General features: G+C 60.5%; 14 protein-coding genes. 5 read left to right on the top strand and 9 right to left on the bottom strand.

Translation table 11 applies throughout. The annotated features are described in order from the left end of the window. Positions 1-109: 109 nt before the first annotated feature. Positions 110-691: a flavodoxin family protein gene (locus QDI87_RS04955; RefSeq protein ID WP_036373694.1), complete on the bottom strand. Its 582-nt coding sequence runs from the start codon at positions 689-691 to the stop codon at positions 110-112. A 122-nt stretch (positions 692-813) separates the two neighbouring features. On the opposite strand from QDI87_RS04955, the gene thiT reads away from it, so the two are divergent. Both thiT and QDI87_RS04965 read left to right on the top strand, forming a co-directional pair. Next, positions 814-1,422: an energy-coupled thiamine transporter ThiT gene (thiT, locus tag QDI87_RS04960; protein ID WP_244881828.1), complete on the top strand. Its 609-nt coding sequence runs from the start codon at positions 814-816 to the stop codon at positions 1,420-1,422. A 12-nt stretch (positions 1,423-1,434) separates the two neighbouring features. Further along, on the top strand, positions 1,435-2,586 hold the full coding sequence (locus tag QDI87_RS04965) for an MFS transporter (protein WP_036373699.1): 1,152 nt from the start codon (positions 1,435-1,437) through the stop codon (positions 2,584-2,586). A gap of 53 nt (positions 2,587-2,639) precedes the next feature. Here QDI87_RS04965 and holA read toward each other — a convergent pair whose 3' ends face one another. The 6 genes from holA to QDI87_RS04995 form a co-directional block, all read right to left on the bottom strand. After that, on the bottom strand, positions 2,640-3,662 hold the full coding sequence (gene holA / locus QDI87_RS04970) for a DNA polymerase III subunit delta (protein ID WP_036374431.1): 1,023 nt from the start codon (positions 3,660-3,662) through the stop codon (positions 2,640-2,642). Between the two features lie 117 nt (positions 3,663-3,779). Further along, a complete protein-coding gene (gdhA, locus tag QDI87_RS04975) occupies positions 3,780-5,129 on the bottom strand; it encodes an NADP-specific glutamate dehydrogenase (RefSeq protein ID WP_036373702.1) in 1,350 nt (449 codons plus the stop codon). A gap of 135 nt (positions 5,130-5,264) precedes the next feature. Continuing rightward, positions 5,265-7,853 (bottom strand): 3'-5' exonuclease, encoded by a 2,589-nt coding sequence (locus QDI87_RS04980; protein ID WP_036373706.1) that lies wholly within the window; start codon positions 7,851-7,853, stop codon positions 5,265-5,267. Positions 7,854-7,880: 27 nt separating this feature from the next. Further along, positions 7,881-10,301 carry a DNA internalization-related competence protein ComEC/Rec2 gene (locus QDI87_RS04985; RefSeq protein WP_278742387.1) on the bottom strand — a complete coding sequence of 807 codons (2,421 nt, stop codon included), beginning with the start codon at positions 10,299-10,301 and terminating at the stop codon, positions 7,881-7,883. A gap of 15 nt (positions 10,302-10,316) precedes the next feature. Beyond that, positions 10,317-10,904, bottom strand: a complete 588-nt coding sequence (locus tag QDI87_RS04990; RefSeq protein ID WP_036373711.1) for a helix-hairpin-helix domain-containing protein — start codon at positions 10,902-10,904, stop codon at positions 10,317-10,319. A 146-nt stretch (positions 10,905-11,050) separates the two neighbouring features. Then, on the bottom strand, positions 11,051-11,281 hold the full coding sequence (locus QDI87_RS04995; RefSeq protein WP_036373713.1) for a hypothetical protein: 231 nt from the start codon (positions 11,279-11,281) through the stop codon (positions 11,051-11,053). Positions 11,282-11,700: 419 nt separating this feature from the next. Here QDI87_RS04995 and brnQ point away from each other — a divergent pair, with 419 nt between their 5' ends. Beyond that, positions 11,701-13,029, top strand: coding sequence for a branched-chain amino acid transport system II carrier protein (gene brnQ, locus QDI87_RS05000; RefSeq protein ID WP_278742390.1), 1,329 nt, complete (start codon positions 11,701-11,703; stop codon positions 13,027-13,029). A 91-nt stretch (positions 13,030-13,120) separates the two neighbouring features. Here the strand turns inward: brnQ and serA are convergent, their stop codons facing one another. Then, entirely contained in the window at positions 13,121-14,707 is a 1,587-nt protein-coding gene (serA, locus tag QDI87_RS05005; protein ID WP_036373718.1) for a phosphoglycerate dehydrogenase, read from the bottom strand. Positions 14,708-15,201: 494 nt separating this feature from the next. Between serA and serC the strand changes: the two genes are divergently transcribed. Both serC and QDI87_RS05015 read left to right on the top strand, forming a co-directional pair. Further along, positions 15,202-16,293 carry a 3-phosphoserine/phosphohydroxythreonine transaminase gene (serC, locus tag QDI87_RS05010; RefSeq protein WP_270527848.1) on the top strand — a complete coding sequence of 364 codons (1,092 nt, stop codon included), beginning with the start codon at positions 15,202-15,204 and terminating at the stop codon, positions 16,291-16,293. A 99-nt stretch (positions 16,294-16,392) separates the two neighbouring features. After that, the gene (locus tag QDI87_RS05015) at positions 16,393-17,136 is read left to right on the top strand and encodes a DeoR/GlpR family DNA-binding transcription regulator (protein ID WP_226867909.1); all 744 of its coding nucleotides are present in this window, start codon (positions 16,393-16,395) and stop codon (positions 17,134-17,136) included. A 77-nt stretch (positions 17,137-17,213) separates the two neighbouring features. Here the strand turns inward: QDI87_RS05015 and QDI87_RS05020 are convergent, their stop codons facing one another. Further along, complete coding sequence (locus QDI87_RS05020; protein WP_278743373.1) at positions 17,214-18,791, bottom strand: DUF4127 family protein; 1,578 nt, start codon at positions 18,789-18,791, stop codon at positions 17,214-17,216. Between the last annotated feature and the right edge of the window lie 45 nt (positions 18,792-18,836).

The following is an 18,836-nucleotide window of genomic DNA, read 5'->3' on the forward strand; positions in this document are numbered from 1 at the left end:
TTATACTACACGTTTTTGTAATTATCTACATCTCTTGATGAATGATTCGTCTTTTCTATTTTATTTCTTCCAAAAAAAATAGGCCCGCTAAAGGAGCCAAATTATGCGATTAATCTTTATCTGTCTTTTTTTGCCGCAAAGCCGCCAGCTTGGCTGCCTTCTTTGCCAGGAACCGCTCGCGCATGGCCATCTTGTGCTTCATGCGATCGACAAGATCCTTAGCGTCGGCAATGTCCTGTGCATCGGGATGCGTGGAGGCGAGTTTCCAACGCTCCATGCTCTGGGGACCGCCGTGCGGGTCGTCTGGACCTGCGTTCTTGCGCTTGGCGAGCATCGCAGGGTTGATCTTGCCGCGGCAGCCGAACGTGCCGAGGATCGTGCAGCCGGGGCCGAGATTGTATCCAGCACGCGCGAAGCTCGTGATGGCGTGCTCGCTCGTCGGTGACGTGCCATGCGTCTGGAAGAACACGACCTGTGCATCGCGGACCTTTGGCAGATACTTGAGCATCAGCGGGTCCGGCTGCCCGAGGCGGAGCCAGTAGCCGAGTGCCACCACCTCATAGCTCGAGAGGTCCTCCGGCGCATCCTGCACGCAAAAGACATCGGCGTCTCCTGCCTGCTCTGCGATTGCCTCTGCGATTGTCCTCGTATTGCCCGTAACTGACGAATAAATAACGGCCCATTTTCCCATGTTCGTATCCTCCTCTTTCACTCTCTGTATCGTAGCACAACGCCTTGTATTTCACAGTAACCTTTGTTACAATGAGAGTCGTTGTAAATCGTCTCACATTAATATTAGAAAGAAGTGTTATCATGACTGAACTTCTCGCCTCGCCGACAGCAGGCTTTGCCATGCTCGGCACGCTCGTGCTGATCCTCGGCGGGCTCTACACGCGCCACATCCGCCTGACAACGCGCACGATCATCGACATCGCGCTGATGCTCGCACTGACCATCGTACTCCATCAGATTCGCATCTTCCACATGCCGCAGGGCGGCAGTGTCACGCTCGGTGCCATGGTCCCGCTGCTCCTGCTCTCGTACCGCTATGGGCCCGGCATCGGCGCGCTCGCCGGCTTCCTCTACGGCCTCATCAACATCATCCAGGACCCCTTCATCGTCCATCCAGTGCAGGTGCTCTTCGACTACCCGCTGCCGTACATGGCGATGGGCCTCGCAGGCCTCTGGAGCGGCCATCTCTATCGCGGTACGGCGCTCGCGTTTCTCGCGCGCTTCCTCTGCCATGTGGTGTCCGGCGTCGTCTTCTTCGCCTCGTACGCACCGGAGGGGATGAACCCGCTCGCCTACTCGCTCGTCTTCAACGCGACGTATCTCATCCCGGAGTTCGTGATCTGCTGCATCATCCTGCGCCTGCTGCCCATCAGACGCCTGCTCGCGGCCATGGGCGGGCAGTCCCGTTAAGGAGGTATCTGTATGAAAAAAGACGGCACCTGGCTACTGAGCACAGGCCACTTCCTCAATGATTTCTACTGCAATTTCCTGCCGATCCTGCTGCCGATCATCATGCCGCAACTCGGCATCTCGCTGACGGTCAGCGGCCTTCTTGTCATGGTCCTGTCCATCACGAGCAACATGATGCAGCCCGTCTTCGGCTACGTCATGGACCGCCACAACCTCAGCCGCATCCTCATACCGGTCATCCCGTTCGGCGCCATCTGCATCTGCTCGATTGGCCTGATCTCGACGAAGGCGATGCTCTTCACCATCATTGCCCTCACGGGGCTCTCCGTCTCGGCCTTCCACCCGCTCGGCTCGACGCTCGTCGCCAAGACGGCGCCGTCGGAACGCCAGGGCCGCTCGATGTCGTACTACATCGCGGGCGGCAACCTCGGCTACGCGCTCGCGCCGATCATCGTCATCGCCTTCCTCGACCGCTTCTCGATGGCAGAGCTTCCGTGGCTCATGGTGCCCGCCTTCCTCTTCGCCTTCGTCTGCCTCAAGAGCGGCCTGACGCGCTTCTCGACAGTCGCGGAGCAAGCCAAGGGCAAGGTCTTCCACCTGCGCGAAGTTTTCCACAATGCTGCCATCCTGCGCCTCAACGTCGCAATGGGCCTGCGCTGCTGCACGCATGTCTCGATGTCGACGCTCCTGCCCCTGCTGCTCGTCAGCCACGGCTACTCGGGCATCCTGTCAGGCACGCTCCTGACGTTCTTCCTCGTCGGCTGCACGGTTGGCGGGCTCGTCGGCGGCTACCTCGGCGACCGCATCGCCCACAAGCGCATCATCATCATCGCACTGACCCTCGCAATCTTCCCGACGGTCTACTTCTACCTGCATCCTGGCACGGAGCCGCTGTCACTCATCGCACTCTTCCTCACAGGGGCCCTGCTGCTCGCGCCGCAGCCGAGTTCTCTCGTCTGGGCACAGCGCGCCATGCCCGGCAGTGAGGGCATGGCTTCGGGCATGATGCTCGGCTTCTCGTTCGGCCTCGGCAGCCTCGGCACGGCCATCACCGCCGCCCTCGGCGACCAGATTGGCCTGACGCCGGCGCTGCTCGTCTCCTCGCTGACACTGCCGCTCGCCGCCATCTGCACGGTCTTTGCGCCGTTCCCTCAGAAAAAATGATTTTGTGTATAGAAACGCCATGGATTGCCGCACACAGCAGTCCATGGCGTTTTTCATCTCCTGCAGAGCGTGATGACAGCCTCTTCGAGCATCTCATTGCCGGCCTGTCCCGTCTTGAGCAGATAGTCGGCATCGATGAGCCGCAGCATCGCGCACTTCAAGGTATCCTCCTTGAAGGCAGCGGCCGCCCGCCCGAGTTTCTCGGCGATGAAGGGATTGAGCTCCAGTGGCTTGGCGAGCGCCTTGCCGCGCACGCCCCTCTTCATGAGCACCTTCGCCTGCCAGAGCTGGCGCACGTGGCGCGTCAGCAGGGCCAGCAGCACGGTGAAGTACGTGCCGTCTGCCAATTGACGGTGCAGCAGCATCAGGGCCTTCTTGCTGTCGCGCGCGCTGATGGCATCCATGAGCGCAAAGACCGAGACTTCCGGCAGGCCCGAGAAGACTTCGACGAGCTCCGCCTTCGTGATGCGCCGCCCCTCGCTGAAGAGCGCGAGCTTGTCGAACTCCTTATCGAGGTACGAGAGCGAGATCTGCTGCATCATGCTGACAGCTCCAGCAAAGTAGGCGTAAGCATCGCGGTCCATCTCCTTGTGGATGGCGCGCAGCTTGTCCTGCAGCCAGTCCTGGATGTTCCAGGCGCGCAAGGGCTCCGCCTCGAGCACAAGGCCATTTTTTGACAATGCCTTGTAGAGCTTTCGCCGCTTGTCCGCCTTGTAGGGCGCGACGAAGATCAAGTAGCTGTAGGGCGGCATGTTGCCGAGCTGATGGCAGAGCGCCTCGAGCTCCTTGGTATCAGCAGGCGCCTTGTTCTCCCGGAAGAGATTCGTCCCCGAAAGGGCGATGACATTCTTGTCGGCAAAGAATGGCGCCGCTTCGATGCTCGCGAGCAGGTCTGCGAGCGCCATGTCGCCATTGACCTTCTGCAGCGCATCCTCCATGCCGACGCCGTCCGGGAAGAGCCTCCCGAGCAGGGCCCCCTTCGCCTTATCGATGTAGTACGGCTCCTCGCCGCTCAGCAGGAATACATGCGGCAGCTCCCCCTTGCGGATGGCCGCCATGAACTCGCCGAATTTCACCAGCAACGCCCCTTTCCAAAGTCTTTCTTCCTGATAGCATTATAGCATAAAAGAACGCCGCTCCACCAAAAGATGAAGCGGCGCTTTTGTGCCCGTCCGTATCGGGAAAGCTCTCGGTCAGACAAGCCCCTGAGCCAGCATGACATCGGCGACGCGCACGAAGGCTGTGATATTCGCACCGGCGACAAGGTCGTCGGGGTCTGCGTATTTCTCGGCATTCTTGCGAGCGCTCTCGTAGATGTTCTTCATGATAGCCTTGAGGCGGCCATCGACTTCCTCGAACGTCCACTGCAGGCGCTCCGAGTTCTGCGCCATCTCGAGGGCTGAGACAGCGACACCGCCGGCATTTGCAGCCTTGGCTGGCGCGAAGAGGACCTTTTGCTGCTGGAAGTAGGCGATGGCGTCGAGCGAGGACGGCATGTTCGCGCCCTCGCCGACAGCTGTAACACCGTTGGCGACGAGCGCCTTGGCGCTCGCGAGGTCGATCTCGCCCTGCGTCGCGCACGGCAGCGCGATGTCGCACTTGACCGTCCAGACACCGCGGCAGCCCTCGTGGTACTCAGCCTGCGGATGCTTCTCGACGTACTCCTTGATGCGGCCGCGGCGCACCTGCTTGATCTCCTTGACAGCGGCGAGGTCGATGCCTTCCGGGTCGTAGATGTAGCCGTTCGAGTCGGAGCAAGTGACGACCTTCGCGCCGTACTCCTGCGCCTTCTCGATGGCATACGTCGCGACATTGCCCGAGCCAGAGACGACAATCGTCTTGCCTGCAAGGTCAATGCCCTTGGCATCGAGCATATTCTTGACGAAGTACAGCAGGCCGTAGCCCGTCGCTTCCGTGCGCGCAAGAGAACCCCAGTAATCGACGCGCTTGCCCGTCAGCACGCCGGCGTCGTAGCTGTCGCGGATGCGCTTGTACTGGCCGAAGAGATAGCCGATCTCGCGGCCGCCGACGCCGATGTCCCCGGCCGGCACGTCGACATTCGGGCCAATGTGGCGGCAGAGCTCCGTCATGAAACTCTGGCAGAAGTGCATGACCTCATTGTCGCTGCGCCCGTGCGGGTCAAAGTCCGAGCCACCCTTGGCGCCGCCGATTGGCAGTCCCGTCAGGGCATTCTTGTAGACCTGCTCGAAGGCCAGGAACTTCAGGACATCGAGCGTGACGCTCGGATGGAAGCGCAGGCCGCCCTTGTAGGGGCCCATCGCGCTCGACATCTGGACGCGGTAGCCGCGGTTGACCTGGACCTCGCCCTTGTCGTCCTGCCAGACCACGCGGAAGGAGACGGTGCGCTCTGGCTCGACCATGCGCTCCAGGATCTTGTTCTCCCTGTACTCCGGATGCACTTCCAGGACTGGGACAATGCTCGAGAATACCTCGGATACCGTGTCGTGGAACATCTTCTGCTCTGGATCCTTCTGCTCGATGCTCGCGAGCACATCCTCAACATACTGTTTCATATCAGCCAAAACTAACCCTTCCTTTCCAAATCGAAAATCCCCATTCAGGCTTACAACGTTACAGTCATAGCCATCTAAAAAAATTATACTATACGAGCGCGGCAATGTATATAGTATTTCAAAAAGAAGTATAATTCCAACATCTCACTCATTCTGCACGAACTCGCGCGGCAGGTCGAGCAGGAAACGGCTCATGTGCGTGTAGTGGCCGTATTGCGTCTGGCACCAGGACAGGAAGAGCTGGCGCTTCGGACGCGTGATGGCGACGTAGAAGAGGCGCGCTTCCTCATCGAGGCTGTCGTTCTTCTCTGCCTGGAGTCCCGGGAACGTCCCCTCCTGCAGGCCCGCGACGAAGACGTAGTCGAACTCCGCGCCCTTTGCCTGATGCACGGTGACGATGGGGATCTGCTGCCGCTTCGTCATGGCGTCGAGGTTCGTGTTGGAGAGTGTCACGTAGTTGAGGAAGCGCATCAAGGCGTCGAATGGGCGCGCCTCGCTGTCGTCCATCGCGCGCGCCTGCCGGAAGAGGTCGCGAAGGTTCTCGATACGCTGCGCCTCCCCGCGCCTGCGGTAGTAATCATCGATGCCGATGTCCACGACGATCTTGGCGAGCAGCTGCCAGGGGCGCATCCTCACGGCCTCGCGCCGGATGGAGCTGATGTGTCCCGCGAGCTCGTTGAATACATCCTGCCACTTCTCCATGAATTCCTTGCGCTCTCTGGCATGCGGGCGTATATCCTTCTCGATGGCGTAGACGAGGATCTCGGCCGTCGCGCAGACATCGTCCATTGCATCGTGTGTAGAGCGGTGCGAGACATGACAGAATTCGCCGAGGTACTCGAGCTTGTGGTTCGGCAGGTTCGGGTAGAAGCGGCGAAAGATGTCGAGCGTGTCGTAGTAACGCCGGTACGCGAGTGGCGGCAGGCCGAGCCGCGCGAGCTCGCTGCCGAGGATGCTGAGGTCATACGTGACGTTGTGGCCGACGATGACGCTGCCCGCGGCAAAGGCGCAGAACTCGCGCAGGACTTCCTCCGGCTCCTGGCCTTCCTGCTGCAGTAATGCGTCGCTGATCTTGTGCACCTTGTAGCTGTCTCCAACAGAGCGGCGTGCCTTCAAGAGGCGCTTGAACTCAGCCTTTGCCTTCCCGTCCCGGCCGAGACGCAGGCCGGCAATCTGGATGATCTCATCGCGCGTCGGGTCGACACCCGTCGCCTCGACGTCGAAGACGACGATATCCTCCGCCTCGAACGCCTCTACAAGCACTGCGAACGGGTCGCCCGTGCGCCGCGCATCCTCGTCGAGGTAATCCGTGATGCGGATGCCAGCCCGGCGATACGACTCGTGCGAGATCTTGCGTATCGTGCCCGGGCCGATGCCCCTGCCGAAGCGGTTGAGAATGCGCACGAAGCTCGCCGCATCGTGCGGGTTGACGACGAGCCGCAGGAAGGCCAGCGCGTCCTTGACCTCCTGCCGCCGGAAGAACTTGAGCTCATCGAGTAGCATGAAGGGCAGGCGCTCGCCCTCCGCCAGATGGCAACCAAGGTTGCGGAAGTAGAGCGACAGGTCTTTATTGTAGCGGTTGCTGCGCGTCAGGATGCAGACGCGCCCGTAATCCTCCACCGGCAGCTGTTGGATCTTGTAGTAGATCCACTGTGCTTCCTCCGCGAAGCTCATCGCGCCCTTCAGCACGATGGGCAGGCCGTGCTCAGCGCTGACCGCATGGATGCCCTCGGGGTAGAGCGCCGAGACGCGCTCGGGGAAGCGGTTCTTCAGCCACGCGAAGGACGCGCTCAAGAGGACCTGCGTCGAGCGGTAGTTCTCCGTCAGCACGATGCGGCGCGGATGCCAGTCGCGCTGATAGGCGCGCAGGACGACCTCGGGATGCGAGCCGCGCCACTCGTAGATGGTCTGGAAGTAATCGCCGCAGAGCAGCAGGCGGCTGCTGCCGAAGATGCGCGAGAGGATGCGGTACTCGAGCTCGCTCGTGTCCTGCACCTCGTCGATGTTGATGTAGAGGAAGCGGCGCGCCCACTTGATGGCGATATCCGCCTGAGCAAAGAGCGCTTCGGCCTGCACGATGAGATCCGTGAAGTCGAGGCCGTGCACATCGTGGAGGCGCGCATCGTAACGCGCCGCGATTGTCGGGCCCCAGGCCTGCCACGCTTCGAAGAGCTGGCGGTAGAACTGGTAGTGCTCTGTGACGGCAAGCTTCCGGACAGCAGCGGGGTCTTCTGCCAATAATCTCTGCAGGGCAGCCTTGTAGTCGGCCTCAGCATCATCCGTCTGGAGGCCGTACGCCGTCCGCGCTTCCTTCAAGAGAGCAATCAAGGATTGGACGGAGCGCACGGGCCAATCCTCGGACAGGAGATCTCGGATGATGGCGAGGCAGTCCGCCTCATCGAAGATCGTGAAGTCCGCGAAGATATCCGAGTGGCGCTTGGCCTCCGTCTTGATGACGTCGTAGCAGAAGCCATGGAACGTCCGGACGAGCACGCGCCGCCCGGCCTCGCCGGCGCGCAGGACGATGCGCTCCTTCATCTCACGGCACGCCTTGTTCGTGAAAGTCAGGCAGAGAATCTCCTCCGGCTCGGCCCGCTCTGCCGCCAGTATGTTGGCGATGCGGCAGGCCAGCGTATTCGTCTTGCCCGTACCAGCGGGCGCGAGCAAGAGGATGTTGTCCGACAGGTTCTCCACCGCCTCGCGCTGCGCCGGATTCAGTTCTGCAAATTCCATACGATCACCTCAAGATCTGCCAATACGTCACGACTGCTTGACATGCGTCCTCACCCACATCTTCTCTCCGTCCGTCTCAAAGACGATGGCCCCTGCCTGGTCCGTGCGCAGGATCTCGATGCCCTGCTGCTCATAGCGGCGCAGGACCTCTTCCTTCGGGTGGCCAAAGGAATTCTCGAAGCCCACACAGAAGACACCGTAGCGCGGCTTGACAGTCTGAAGGAATGCCAGCGAGCTCGATGTCGCGGAGCCGTGGTGGCCGGCCTTGAGGACCGCTGCCCGCACGTCTTTGCCCGTCTCCAATAGCTTTGCCTCCTGTTCCTTGACGAGGTCGCCCGTGAAGAGGAACTGCGCCCTGCCGTAGGAAACGCGGTAGACGTTTGAGACTTCATTGCCCGTGCCGCCGCCCTCCGGCGCAGGCGGGGCAAACAGCACCTCCACCTTGACGCCGTCTATGGTCAAAGCATCGCCCTCCTGCGCCCGGCTGAACTTCTGCAGCAAAGGGTCGGCATCGCCTATCCCCATGCTGCGCGCATAGGCGGCCGTGCCCTCGTCCGCCGTGTATACATGGCCGACCGGCATCTTCTGCAGGATGGCACCGCAGCCTTGTGCGTGGTCCTCGTGCGCGTGCGTCAGGAAGACAGCCTCGACCTCCCGGATGCCGTGATGCAGGAGATACGGCACATCGACGCGCGCGCCGATATCGAAGCTGCCATTGCGCGTGCCGCCCGTATCAATGAGCAGAGCCCGCCCCCTCGGCGTCACGACGAGCGCCGCATCGCCCTGTCCCACATCGAGGAAGTGGACCGCGAGGCGCTCCGGCGTGACTGCACGGTAGACTGCGACAGCAGCCGCCAACGCGAGAAACAGCGCGAACGCCGGCCGTCGCCAGGGCACAAGGCGGGTCCGCAGCCATTCCCGCTGCTCTTCTGTCAGCAGCAGAGTGCCCAACGCGAAGTAGTAGAGCACGACAGCAGGCCAGCCCATCGCCGAGAGGTAGAAGATGCCGCCTGGGAGACTCGCGAGTACGTGTGCGAGCTCCGCCGCCAATCCCAGCAGCAAACTCGTCAAAGCGAAGACGACATGGCCGAGAAGCGGCAGCAGGAAGGCCACGAGCCCCGCAAAGAGCCCGAGGATGATGATGAGCTCCAGGATGGGCACGACGAGCAGATTAGCGAGCAGTGCCGAAAGCGACACCTGCCCGAAGTACCAGGCGAGCACAGGAAGCGTCGCGAGCTGCGCTGAAAGGGTGATGGCGAGGCCCATCGCTAGGACATCTGGCATGCCCCTCGCGCGCAGCCATGCCCGGAAAACAGGCGCGAGGAACAAGAGCCCGGCCGTCGCCAGATATGACAGCTCGAAGCTGATGTGGAAGAGCAGCAGCGGGTTCCAGAGCAGCATGAAAATGCCCGTCAGCAGCAGGACACAGCGCGATTCGCGCTCGCGCCCGAGCGCCAGGGCCAGGAAGGCCAGTCCGCCCATGATGGCCGAGCGGATGACAGGCGGCACGCAGCCCGCCAGGATGCTGTAGAGGGCGATGCAGGAGAGCACGAGCGCAGCAGAGACGGTGCGCGGCAGGCGCAGCGCCGCGGCCAGCCAGGCCATGACAGCCGCAATGAGGCTGATGTGCGAGCCCGACACCGAGAGGATGTGCACGATGCCCGTCGCCTGGAAGTCCGCGACGAGGTCCTCAGAGAGCCCTTGATAGCCGCCGAACAGCATGGCAAAGACGGCCGCGGCATCTTCCTTCGGCATGGCGCGCTCCATGCCCGTCCTGTAATGTTCGCGGATCCCGGCAATGAAGCGCCGGAATGCATGGCCTTCGCGTGCCTCGGTCTTCGCGCCGCCCTTGCCCGCCACGACGCTCGCCGTGATGCCGTCGGAGCGCAAGAGGAGAGCTGTGTCAAGCTGGCCGGGATTCTGGTAGCCGCGCGGCAGGCGCACCCTGCCCGAGGCCGTCACAGCATCGCCGATGCGAGCGACCTTATCCGGCATGACGGGCGCCCTCGCGTAGAGATAGCACTTCCCTGCGGCCTTCTGCCAGTCGCCGCCCGGGCGCCTGACCTGCTCCACCGCCACGAGATAGCGGACCTTGTAGATGCGGCTGCCATCCGGCAGCACCGCCTGCGTCCAGCGCGGCTCATCGTCGATCGTGCCGCTGACCTTGACCTCTGCGCCCGCCCCCGCGAAATACGAGATGTCCGCCGGCGGCAGAAAGAGCGCCGCCTGCAGCCGGACGATGCCGAGTGCGAAGAAGAGCAGCAGCACCATGATGGCGCAGAGACGGTTCCCGCGCCATAGCAGGAGCAAAGATGCAAGCAGCAAGGCAGCCAGAGCAGCCCCTCCCCAGCGGATGGAGAACGACTGTGCAAGCGACAGCTCAATGCCAAGTGCCAGCACGAGCAGCACAGCGGCGAGGAAGAGTACGGGATACTGTCCTGTCTTCATGATACCCTCCCGATATTAAAGGCAGATCTTGTCCTTCATCTTCTCGAATTTCGCCTCACCGATGCCCTTGACTTTCTTGATGTCCTCGATTGCGGTGAAAGCTCCCTCCGTCTCGCGGTACTCGATGATGCGCTTGGCCATGGCGGGGCCGATGCCAGGCAGCGCATCGAGCTCCTCCGCGCTGGCCGTGTTGATATTGATGGGGCCGTCCGCCTTCGTCTTGACTGCAGAGGAGGCCTTGCCGGTATTTGCCGGCAAAGCAGAGCTCCCCGCCTGCTTCTCCGGCACGCGGACCTGCTGTCCGTCCTTGAGCACCTGCGCCATGTTGACCTTCTCGCCGTCAGCTGTCGGCAGCAGTCCGCCGCAGGCCTTGACCGCATCCGCCATGCGCGCGCCCTCCCTGACGGTCACGACGCCGGGCTTGTTGATGGCCCCCGTCACATACACCGTGATCTCCGCGCGGTCTTCCTGACTGACAGCCTGCGAGGCTGCATCGAGCTGGATGCTCTCCTTCTCCTGCATGTAGCAGCCATAGTAGGTGCCCCCGGCCACTGCCAGGACGATCAGCAGCAGGATCAGCATCGATTTCCGGTACATCGGCAAGATAATCGCCTCCTTTGACTCTGGCAATTGGATTGCAGACGAGTGTATCCCTGTTAAGAACATTCGCCCTCAACGAAAAAAACTCCTGCCTCAGCAGGAGTTTTCGGAATCAAAATGATGGCAAAGGATGGCGGCCGCGCCATGACTCAGGCAATGGCAGCGCGCACGCGGAAGTAATCTTCGAGGTAGCTCGTCCAGCCGATGTCGTAGATCGTCTCTTCCCCGATCTCGTTCTGATAGAGTGCGAGGACGATCATCATGAGTGAATCGGCCACATAGCAGTCATCGGCCATGCCCATCTCCTCGTAGTTCTCGTAAATCGGAACGACGATGCGCGTCAGGCGCTCTTTCGACATGCTCGCAATGATATCGTACATCGCCTCACAGTATTCCATTGTGTCTTTTCGATACGCCATCGGATTCCGTTTTACAGAATCTTCAATATTGCGAATCTGACTCAGTGCAATCAACTTTATTCTCATTACAAGCATATCTTTCATATACATACGTCATTCCTCCATCCGTGGATTTATTATAGCGCAGGTTTACATGTATTGCAAATTGTATGCATGTATACTTTAGATATGTTTCTTTAATAGCGTGATTATTTTATATCTGTATACATGATACAGGATATTGCTGTGTACATTTTTGGGGAAATCAGAGTGGATAGAGGCAGAAAAAACAAATTTGTCCATGCAGAATTGACATTTCTGAGAAAAGCACTTAGAATGGATGAGTCATGCCCATGACAAACACATATACGCATCCCATCAATACGAAAGGAGTCTTTCCTATGTTCAAGCACGGCCTGCAGATTGGGCTCTTGCTCTTCGGCATGTTCTTCGGCGCTGGCAATCTGATTTTCCCGCCATCGCTCGGCTTCATGTCAGGCGGCATGTTCGCACCTGCAATCCTCGGCTTCCTGCTCTCTGGCATCGGCATGCCGGTCATCGCGCTGATCATCGGCACGTTCAACCCCGGCGGCTTCCGCGCCGAGATGAACCGCAAGATCTCACCGCTGTTCTCATTGCTGCTACTCTCCCTCATCTATCTCTCGATTGGCCCGCTCATGGCCATCCCGCGCACGGCGGCCACATCGTTCTCCATCGGCGTCCTGCCGATCACGGGTGACGGCGCCCTGCCGCTCGCCATCTTCACCATCCTCTACTTCGCCTTCGCCTGGTGGCTGGCCATCACGCCGACGAAGCTGCTCGCACGCCTCGGCAAGGTCCTGACGCCGATGTTCGCCGTGCTCATCGTCGTCCTGATGATCACAGGCCTCTTTGCCTACACCTCGACGAGCCTCCCCGCACCTCTCGGCAAGTACAGCGCCTCGGCCTTCGGCACAGGTTTCATCGAGGGATACAACACGATGGACACGCTCGCCTCGTTCGCCTTCTGCATCCTCGCGCTCAACGAGATGCGCCGCATCCACTTCCGCTCTGAACGCGAGCACTACACGAGTGTATGGATGGCCGGCCTCGCCGTCGCCGTCCTCATGGGTTCGCTCTACCTCGGGCTGGCGCTGCTCGGCAATCACTTCCCAATCCCGCCAGAAGTCTACGGCGACTCGCACATCAACCTCGGCGCCTACGTGCTCTCCCAGTCCTCGCTCCAGCTCTTCGGACCGGCTGGCATGTACTTCCTCGCCGTCATGGTCACGCTGACCTGCTTCACGACGACAGTCGGCCTCATTGCCGCCGTCTCGACGTTCTTCTATGAGGAGTTCCCCGTCATGTCGTACCAGCGATACGCGACGCTCGTCAGCCTCGTCAGCTTGCTGCTCGCCAATCTCGGGCTCAACCAGATCATCAAAGTCTCACTGCCCATCCTGCTCTTCATCTACCCGATCGCTATCACGATCGTCCTGATGACGATCCTCAACAAATTCGCCGCGCTCTCCCGCTTCGGCATGCGCCTGACGGTCGCTGTGGCCGCCCTGATCTCAGCCCTTGACATCCTGCACCAATTCGCAGGGATTGACTGGGCCGGTGCTGTCATAAAGAGCCTGCCGCTCCACGAGAGCAGCCTCGCCTGGCTCCTGCCCGTCCTTGCTGCCCTCATCCTCTCCCTCTTCCTGCCCGGCAAGATCCGCGGCGAGACAGAGCTGGAACTCCACTGAGATAACGTAGAGACAAGAATCATCACGAAATAAAAAAGCCTGTTGCAGATGCAACAGGCTTTCCTTGTCTTCCTATATATAGGGCGCAAGCTCAGATCTCATAGAAGTTGACGAGCTTGGCATCGAAGATGCCGTCGAGCGCCTTGACCGTCTCTAAGAGAGCGGCCGGGATGTCATTGTCGACCGTCAGGACCATGAGGTTCTTGCCCTCTTCTTCCGTCGTGCCGACCTGCATGGCCGAGATGTTGACGCCATTGCCGCCGAGCAGCGTGCCAACCGTGCCGATGACGCCCGGGCGATTGATGTGCGGACAGATCAGGATGCGCGCATGCGGATCGACATCGACGCGGAAGTCATTGATGCGGACGATGCGGCCCTGCGTGCCGAACAGCGTGCCCTGTACGGAGAGCTTCTGGCCGCCGGCGACGACGTCGACCGTGATGAGGTTGGCGAAGTCCTCAGATGCGCGGTCCTTGCGTTCCGACACCTTGATGCCGCGCTCTTTGGCGAGGCCCGGTGCATTGACGTAGTTGACCTCGTTCTCCATGACAGGATTGAGAAGGCCCTTGATGACGGCCGTCGTCAGGAGGCCCGTGTTGACCTCCGTGATCTCGCCGTTGTAGGTGACTTCAACCGACTCGATTGGACCGTCGGCGAGGCCGACGACCGTGCCGCCGAGGCGCTCGGCCAGCGTGAGGTACGGCGCGATAACGCGCATGACCTGCGGGGAGACAGGCGCCATGTTGACGGCCGTCGCGACGGGTTCACCGTGCAGCGCCGCGATGATGCCCTTGGCGACATCGACCGATACACCGATCTGCGCCTCGACCGTCGAAGCGCCGAGATGCGGCGTCAGCACGATGTTCGGTGCCTCGAGCAAAGGATTGCCCTTCTCGGCAGGCGGCTCGCTCGTGTAGACATCGATGGCAGCTGCTGCGACAATGCCCTGCTTGAGCGCCTCAGCGAGGTCTGCCTCGTCGATGATGCCGCCGCGCGCGCAGTTGACGAGGCGGACACCCGGCTTCATCTTCTTCATCTGCTCCATCGCGATCATGCCCTTCGTGTCCTTCGTCAGCGGCATGTGTACCGTGATGAAATCGGAGTTCTCGATGACCTCATCGAACGTCGCAATCTTGACTCCGAGCGCCTTCGCGCGCTCTTCATTAATATACGGATCGTAGGCGAGCACGTTCATGTCGAAAGCCATCGCGCGCTTGGCCACGCCCGAGCCGATGCGGCCCATGCCGATGACACCGAGCGTCTTGCCGCGCAGCTCGACGCCGACGTACTTCTTGCGGTTCCACTCGCCCTTGTGCATCGTCTCATTCGCGATCGGGATGTTGCGCGACATCGCGAGCATCATGGCCATCGTGTGCTCCGTTGCCGCGATCGTGTTGCCGCCCGGGGAGTTGATGACGATGATACCCTTGGCCGTCGCAGCCGGGATATCGATGTTGTCGACGCCGACACCGGCGCGGCCGATGATCTTGAGCTTCTCGGCGCGCGCGATGACCTCTGCCGTGACCTTCGAGGCCGAGCGCACGATCAGCGCATCGAAGTCCGGGATGATCTCGAGCAGTTCCTCTGCCGGAAGCTTATCCTTGACGACAACCTCGAAGTCCTTCTGCAAGAGCTCAATGCCTTTCGGCGAAATACCATCTGCTGCTAATACCTTCATGATTCTTCTCTCCTTGTCCATCAACAAAAAAAGCGCCCGTCCCGATTTGGGACGAAACGCTCGATTCCGTGGTGCCACCCAAGTGAGGCAAAGCCTCTCTCTCGATGCTGTAACGGGCATGCCCGTCTGACTTTCATCAGCTGCTCCGGGGCGGAACCTCGATGTTCCCTGCTGGCTCGCACCTGACGCCAGCTCTCTTGAAGGGTCTTCATCTCGGCTTCCCCATCTTCGCCTTTTCGTATTGTGCATTTTTCGTGCATAAGTGTATTATAGGCCATCCATTTTCAGCCGTCAAGTGTCTGCTCCGAAAAAACAGTTTTTATTTTTCTGCTTGCTTTTCTGTTTTTTTCGCGCTAGAATATAAAAAACGCCGCTTGTCCACAATGAATGGACAATATGAGGAATCCGGCGCTTCAAAAGCTGGAAAGCAGCGAATCACCCGCCAGGGATATCAAGGAATACCAAGATTCTATACGTTTTGGGAGGTTTTTTTCATGGAAGCAGGTCGCGTCTACAATTTCAATCCGGGTCCGGCAACGCTGCCGCTCGAGGTACTCAAGGAAGCACAGGCAGAGTTCCTGAACTTCAACAACAGCGGGATGTCCATCCTGGAGATCAGCCACCGCGCACCGCAGTACGCCGCTGTCCACGAGAAGGCAAAGCAGGACATCAAGGAGCTCATGGGGCTCGGCGATGACTACGAAGTGCTCTTCTGCCAGGGCGGCGCCAGCCAGCAGTTCGCGATGATCCCGCTGAACTTCGCAACGAAAGAGCATCCAGGCAGCTATGTGCTCTCCGGCAGCTTCGCCGAAAAAGCCTACAAAGAGGCCGAGCATCTCGGAGTCGGCGAAATCGTCGCCTCGAGCAAGGAGACGGGCTACCACCATGTGCCGCAGCAGTCTGAGCTCAAGATTGACCCGAACGCTGCCTACGTCCATGTCTGCTACAACAACACGATCTACGGCACAGAGTACCACTACATCCCGGAAACGAACGGCGTGCCGCTCTTCGCCGACATGTCCTCCGACATGCTCTCGCGCCCGATTGACTTCCACAAGTTCGACTTCATCTACGCCGGTGTCCAGAAGAACCTCGGCCCGGCCGGTGTCGTACTCGTCGTCGCCAAGAAGAGCCTGCTCGAAAACAGCCCTGAGTCCCTGCCGACGATGTTCCGCTACAGCACGTTCTACAAGAAGGATTCGCTCTACAACACTCCCCCAGCCTTCTGCATCTACATGGTCGGCAAGGTCGCTGCCTGGATCAAATCGCAGGGCGGCCTCGAGGAAATGGCACGCCGCAACGAGCGCAAGGCCAAGGTCGTCTACGACGCCATCGATAGCTCCAACGGCTTCTACCGCGGTCATGCTGACAAGGATAGCCGTTCCTTCATGAACGTCACCTTCCGCCTGCCGAGTGAGGAACTCGAGAAGAAGTTCATCGCTGAGGCGCTCACGCATCAGCTCAGCGGTGTCAAGGGTCACCGCAGCGTCGGCGGCATGCGCGCTTCGATCTACAACGCGATGCCGTACGAAGGCGCTGTTGCCCTTGCGGATTTCATGGAGAAATTCCGCAAAGAGAACGCCTGATTGCATTGCCTGAAAGAGCTCCCCTTGCCTGCGGCAGGGGGAGTTTTGTGTTGTTGACAAATATTGACGAAAGGAACGAATCTGATGCACCCCCGTCATATGAAACTCCTCGATCTCATCTGCCAGAACGGGCGCCTGGCCGTTACGGAACTCTCCGCAAAGCTCGGTGTATCCGAGGTCACGATACGCAAGGACCTCAACATGCTCGCCCATCAAGGCCTCCTGAAGCGCGAGCACGGCTTTGCCTGCATGGTGGCGAGCGACGACATCGGCCATCATCTCTCCTTCCACTACGAGAACAAGCGCCGCATCGCCGAGCGGGCAGCGCGCTGCGTCCAGCCCGGCGAGACGGTCATGATCGAGTCAGGCAGCTGTTGCACGCTGCTCGCCGAGGAACTCTGTGCGCGCGACTGCCACATCACCATCATCACGAATTCCGCCTTCATCGCGAGCTTCGTGCGCAAGATGCGCTCGGCCCGCATCATTCTGCTCGGCGGCAGCTACCAGAATGAAGCGCAGGTCATGGTCGGCCCGCTCGTCGGCCTCTGCGCCCGCAACTTCAAGGTGGACAAGTTCTTCCTCGGCATCGACGGCATGGACGAGCGCGGCGTCAAGAGCAGCGACCACCTGCGCATCGAAGCGGCGCAGGCCATGGCCGCCCAGGCTCGCGGCATCATCGTGCTGACGGAGTCTGTGAAATTCCACCGCGATGCGTCCGAGCTGATTTTCCCCTACGAGAACATCCGCGCCATCTACACCGACGCAGATGTCGCGGACAGCGACATCGAGCGCTGCCAGGCGCTCGGCCCCGAGATCGTCACGGCCGCAAAGCGCCGCTCTTGAGTGGCACAAAAAAGACCTGCTGGAAGCAAAGCTCCCGGCAGGTCTTTCTTTTATCTCATAGCTCCGCGTCGCATCTCTCACTTCTTGGGGAAGTAGGAGATGTCGACCGGCTCATCCGCCGTGTGGATGATGTCGGACTCGAACATGCGGTTCCACGGGAAACGCACTTCGATGTAGGCGAGCGAGTCGATCGGCGGCAGATTTTCCTCGACGAAGCGCGTGAGCATGCGCTCGGAGCGCGTCGCCACGGCCCCCATCTTCGAGTCGAGGCTGCCGTAGACGCCGTCGCCGCGCAGCCAGGTCAGCTGACGGGCAATCGTATTGCGCACGTTGGCCTGATAGGCCCAATCGTCGAGGTAGCGCGTGAGCAACAGGTCATCGACGGCCTCATCCTTCATGTGCTCGGCCATCATGCCCTCGCCGATGACGAAGCCCGTGCTGTTCGTCGGCGTGTTCCAGCCCGCATAGGCGCGCAGCTTGAAGAGCAGGCCGCGGTCGCGCAGCTCGTCCATCAGAGCATTGTCAGAGCCGTTCGCGTAGGCGATATCGGCAATAGCGACAGGGTAGCCCTTGCCAACGTAGTCGCTGACGATATCGGCGAAGTACTTCGTGCCCTCGCGCGGCGTGCCGTCATTGGCGCGGTCATTGGCCTCGTACGTCTTGCCGTTCGGATTCGTGTTGACCGTCAGCACGAGGTCAGCCTTCTCAGGAGACTTGACCTGCATGCCGCCAGCAGCCGTGATGGCCGCCGCGATTGAATCGCCGATCTTCTCATCGGAGTACGACGGGACCGTGAACTCGCCCTTGCCCCAGTTGTAGCGGACGTAGACGAACGGCACATCGCGGCGCATGTCATTGACGGCACGCGTGAGCAACAGCATGCCGATCTCATCGATGCCCGCCATGGCCTGGAAGCGCGTCTTGCCGAGGTCCTGGCCCGCTGCGGCGAGGTGGCGGCTCTCGAGGTGCGTCTGCGAATACGGCGCATTGTCATCGCGGCCCAGCACGAAGTAGTTGAAGGCATTCTTGCGCGTCAGGTCGATCATCTTCTCGTTGGCCGCAAAGTTCTTCTCGCGGCGGCCCATCCAGTCCGCGAGCGATGCCTTTGGGATCAGGCGCTGCAGGAAGTCGTACTCCTTCTTCTCGCGGCGCGTCAGGCCCTCCATCTCCTCCTTGTCCTTGAGGACGGTGTAGCGGAAGATATCCGCGCCGTAGTTGCGGTAGTAGCCCGGCTCCTCATGGCCCGACGCCTCACCGGAGCGCGGCGTGCGCATGATCGAACCGAAGACGTAGAGCTCCATCTTCGGGTGCTCCTTGCGGAACGACTGGAAGCGGTCGGCGCGCTCGAGCACCTCTTTCTTGCTGTACTCGTGCTTGCGCGAGCCGACGAGGCTGCCGTAGAGCATCGAGTCCGACGAGATGACGGCAGCATCGGCATCCTGCGCATTCTGCTTGAGCCAGTTCCAGAGCTCATCGGGGTGACCGAGATCCGTGCGGCTGCCGAGCATGTTGTCGGGCGGCACGACGACTTCATAGCCGAGCTTGCTGATGACTTCCGCCGTCTGCTTGTCCGAGATTGGGCGGTTGTCGTGCGGGATGTAGAGGATCTTCTCTACTTTCTGTTCATTCTTGTGGTGCGCCGCGGCCTCTGGCATGCCAGTGAGCGTCACGGCGAGTGTACAGAACACTGCTGCGAGTGC

The organism is Mitsuokella jalaludinii (assembly GCF_928722185.1).
GTDB classification, from domain to species: Bacteria; Bacillota; Negativicutes; order Selenomonadales; family Selenomonadaceae; genus Mitsuokella; species Mitsuokella jalaludinii.

Excerpts from the sequence above, each read along its gene's own strand:
- QDI87_RS04955 (WP_036373694.1), bottom strand. The coding sequence starts at position 691 with ATGGGAAAATGGGCCGTTATTTATTCGTCAGTTACGGGCAATACGAGG.
- thiT (WP_244881828.1), top strand. The coding sequence starts at position 814 with ATGACTGAACTTCTCGCCTCGCCGACAGCAGGCTTTGCCATGCTCGGC.
- QDI87_RS04965 (WP_036373699.1), top strand. The coding sequence starts at position 1,435 with ATGAAAAAAGACGGCACCTGGCTACTGAGCACAGGCCACTTCCTCAAT.
- QDI87_RS04980 (WP_036373706.1), bottom strand. The coding sequence starts at position 7,853 with ATGGAATTTGCAGAACTGAATCCGGCGCAGCGCGAGGCGGTGGAGAAC.
- QDI87_RS04985 (WP_278742387.1), bottom strand. The coding sequence starts at position 10,301 with ATGAAGACAGGACAGTATCCCGTACTCTTCCTCGCCGCTGTGCTGCTC.
- QDI87_RS04995 (WP_036373713.1), bottom strand. The coding sequence starts at position 11,281 with ATGTACGATATCATTGCGAGCATGTCGAAAGAGCGCCTGACGCGCATC.
- brnQ (WP_278742390.1), top strand. The coding sequence starts at position 11,701 with ATGTTCAAGCACGGCCTGCAGATTGGGCTCTTGCTCTTCGGCATGTTC.
- serA (WP_036373718.1), bottom strand. The coding sequence starts at position 14,707 with ATGAAGGTATTAGCAGCAGATGGTATTTCGCCGAAAGGCATTGAGCTC.
- serC (WP_270527848.1), top strand. The coding sequence starts at position 15,202 with ATGGAAGCAGGTCGCGTCTACAATTTCAATCCGGGTCCGGCAACGCTG.
- QDI87_RS05015 (WP_226867909.1), top strand. The coding sequence starts at position 16,393 with ATGAAACTCCTCGATCTCATCTGCCAGAACGGGCGCCTGGCCGTTACG.
- QDI87_RS05020 (WP_278743373.1), bottom strand. The coding sequence starts at position 18,791 with ATGCCAGAGGCCGCGGCGCACCACAAGAATGAACAGAAAGTAGAGAAG.